Below are 3,075 nucleotides of genomic sequence, written 5' to 3' on the forward strand. Positions count from 1 at the left end.
CAGACTTACTCCCTGGGATGATTATCAAATCAGCATGAGACAAAGACTCCCCCTTACCTACATACCTAAGGTTAATGTCAGGGTTCAAACGTAATGCATCAAAATCTGTATGATTACTAATTCGTGTGAGTACAGGAACAACAACGTTAAGCTTAACTGAACTGCCTTGAACTTGTTCTGACGTAATCGCATCTTCCGCTTCTAAGTTAAAGCCATGTAAATAAGGGAGAACGCCAATAACAGGCTTCCCCGTTTTTTCTTCTAGCCAGTCTAACCCAGACTGTAATAGCGAAATATCACCACGAAAACGATTAATGACAAATCCCTTAACCCTTGCTTGTTCAGATTCCGACAATAACGCTAGCGTGCCAAACAAATGAGCGAATACGCCGCCTCGGTCGATATCAGCAATAATAATAACAGGGACATCAGCTTCTTCCGCAAAACCCATGTTCGCAATATCATTAGCTCGTAAGTTAATTTCTGCAGGGCTGCCAGCACCTTCAATCATGACGCTGTCATACTCAGCTGTCAGCTTTGAGAAAGAATCCAAGACAGTATCCATCGCTACCTTTTTATAATCATGGTAACCAGTAGCGTCCATATTGGTAATTGCTTTGCCTTGTAAGATAACTTGTGCGCCAGTATCAGAGTTTGGTTTCAGCAATACTGGGTTCATGTGGATTGAAGGTAACAAGTTGCATGCCTGCGCTTGAACAGCTTGTGCTCGCCCAATCTCCCCACCATCAGGCGTTACCGCACTGTTTAAAGCCATATTTTGTGGTTTAAAGGGGGCAACTTTAATACCTTTTCTCGCTAACACGCGGCATAACCCTGCCACCAAGACACTTTTACCCGCGTCAGAAGTTGTTCCTTGAACCATTAAAGCTGTTAGTGGAGTGCGCATTTTAAATTCTGTTGTTGTTCTATATTTTTCTATATTAACCAGATTAACAGTTAGATGCTCGATAAAATGAATGGAGAATGAATGTGTTACTCACTCTGTATTCAATCTCAATGTTGTTTAATAGACCCATCAACTTACTAAGGGAACACAGGACAACATCATGAAAAAATCAATTATCGCTATCGCATCAACACTTATCCTTGCACCAACTATCGCACTTGCAGGCGGCGACAAACACGAAGGCAAAGAACAGCTAGTACAATACACTGGCCCTGTAGAATCAGTTAGCGTGGCTTCATTGTTAGCAGACACAAGCATGTTTACGGAAAAAGACGCAGTTGTAGATGGGAAAATCGTCAAGCAACTAAATAAAGACACGTTTATATTTTCTGACGGTAACAGCGAAATTCAAATAGAGCTAGATGACGATATTAAGCTAGACCAAGCGTTAACCGCAGATACTGCAATTCGTATTTTCGGTGAGTATGAAGGTGGCAAGACACCTGAAATAGAGGTTGATCACATTCAATTGCTTTAATTGTAACCAATACATACCTCAAAATAGATAAATTCGATCTAAATGGCCTGCATATTGCAGGCCTACTTGTATTATACTGTTTCCAATACAAGATTTTTGAGGCTCACATGTTTGGTATTACAAACAATAGGTTACTACTCGGTTTAACCGCTCTATTTTCAGTTTCAGCGCAAGCGAACAACTTTAACTATAATACCTTTGAGCTCCGAGCAGCAGCGAGCCCAAGTACATTTGGTACCGAATTTACCACCTACTTTACTGAGAACAGCCACTTCGTTGGGAGATTCGATACAGGTATGGATGGTGACTGGGATGCCGCTGGTGGTATTGGTTTTAATGGTCCTATAGGTCAATTTGCTGACATGTACGGGCAAATACTGGTTCACCACATCCGGTATGAAGATGAGATCCCAGAAGACGAAGTGAAAACCGAAGTTAACATTGGTGTAAAAGCTTGGCTTATGGCTGGCGTAGAAGGTAACGTTCGAATCGGTCAGATCGACTCTAGTTCCGTATTCGGTTTCGGTGCGCGTTTCCACTCGACAGAACAACTTTCTATGGGTGTTGATTTCCGTAATAACGGAACTTATGGCCACCAAATTCTAATGTCTGTTCGATTTGGCTACTAATTCAATTCAGCTWTAAATCACACTGATTCACCCTAGCTAACATATAGCACTATTATATACGCAAGGTTTTATATAGATCTTTACCATGGTACGGCGTACTGGTATTCTCTTGAAAACCTTGCTTAATGGAGCTGTAATAGCAAATGGGTATATCAATTAAAAACAAACTAACACTAATCTTCGTCGTCATTATCTTCTTAATGACTGCTCTACAAACTTACTTAACTGGTCGTCAATTATTAGATGAAACTTACCGTTCAGTCCAAAAACACGCCAATACCCTAACCTCTTCAAATGTCTCAGGTATTGAGAAGTGGATTGATGGACGCATTTCCGTTGTAAATGCCGCTAAAGATGCATTTAAATATACGGATGACCCTACAAGTTACTTTACTCAAAGTACAAATGCAGGTCAGTTTCAAATTGCTTACGCGGGTCTTTCTAACGGCAAATTTTTGCAAGGTGTCGATTTACCCGTGCCTGACGGCTATGACCCAAGAACTCGCTCTTGGTACCAAAATGCGATATCAAAAAACACCACAACAATTACCGAGCCTTATATCGATGTCGCAACAAATGATCTTGTTGTTACTATCGCCTCGTCGTTCAATACAAATGGTTACTCCGGTGTAATTGGCGCCGACCTAAACTTAAACTCGCTAATAGATGATATCGTGAGCATAGAGCAACCAGGTGTTTWCGCCTTTTTAGTCGATGGCAAAGGTAATATCGTTGCTCATAAAGATCGTTCACTAGCACTACAATCAGTGTCGAATATTTCTAAGAATCTATCTAGCCAAAAAATTAAATCACTTGCGAGTAACAGCTCATATGAAGAATTACTTGTTGGTCGTGCTGAAGCATTCATTTCTGTTAAGAAAATACCGAAAACTGATTGGTACTTTACGGTTGTAATCGATAAAGAAAAGTCATTCGCTTCTTTCCGTTCGGTTCTTCGCCAGTCTGTAATTTTTGGTTTACTGCAACTCGCTGTTATTGCA

4 protein-coding genes are annotated in these 3,075 nt (G+C 40.7%); 3 read left to right on the plus strand and 1 reads right to left on the minus strand.

What is annotated here, in order from left to right; all coding sequences use genetic code 11:
- The coding region (locus L4C33_RS20975) for a cobyric acid synthase (RefSeq protein WP_428814331.1) at positions 1–907 on the minus strand (907 nt) is incomplete at its 3' end.
- Between the two features lie 160 nt (positions 908–1,067).
- On the opposite strand from L4C33_RS20975, the gene L4C33_RS20980 reads away from it, so the two are divergent.
- The 3 genes from L4C33_RS20980 to L4C33_RS20990 all read left to right on the plus strand — a co-directional run.
- On the plus strand, positions 1,068–1,445 hold the full coding sequence (locus tag L4C33_RS20980) for a YgiW/YdeI family stress tolerance OB fold protein (protein WP_428814332.1): 378 nt from the start codon (positions 1,068–1,070) through the stop codon (positions 1,443–1,445).
- A 107-nt stretch (positions 1,446–1,552) separates the two neighbouring features.
- Complete coding sequence (locus tag L4C33_RS20985) at positions 1,553–2,074, plus strand: hypothetical protein (protein ID WP_428814333.1); 522 nt, start codon at positions 1,553–1,555, stop codon at positions 2,072–2,074.
- Between the two features lie 143 nt (positions 2,075–2,217).
- The coding region (locus L4C33_RS20990) for a PDC sensor domain-containing protein (protein WP_428814334.1) at positions 2,218–3,075 on the plus strand (858 nt) is incomplete at its 3' end.

Source organism: Vibrio makurazakiensis (assembly GCF_050337375.1).
Taxonomy (GTDB): domain Bacteria; phylum Pseudomonadota; class Gammaproteobacteria; order Enterobacterales; family Vibrionaceae; genus Vibrio; species Vibrio makurazakiensis.

Coding starts and splice junctions, on each gene's coding strand:
- L4C33_RS20980 (WP_428814332.1), top strand. CDS start 1,068: ATGAAAAAATCAATTATCGCTATCGCATCAACACTTATCCTTGCACCA.
- L4C33_RS20985 (WP_428814333.1), top strand. CDS start 1,553: ATGTTTGGTATTACAAACAATAGGTTACTACTCGGTTTAACCGCTCTA.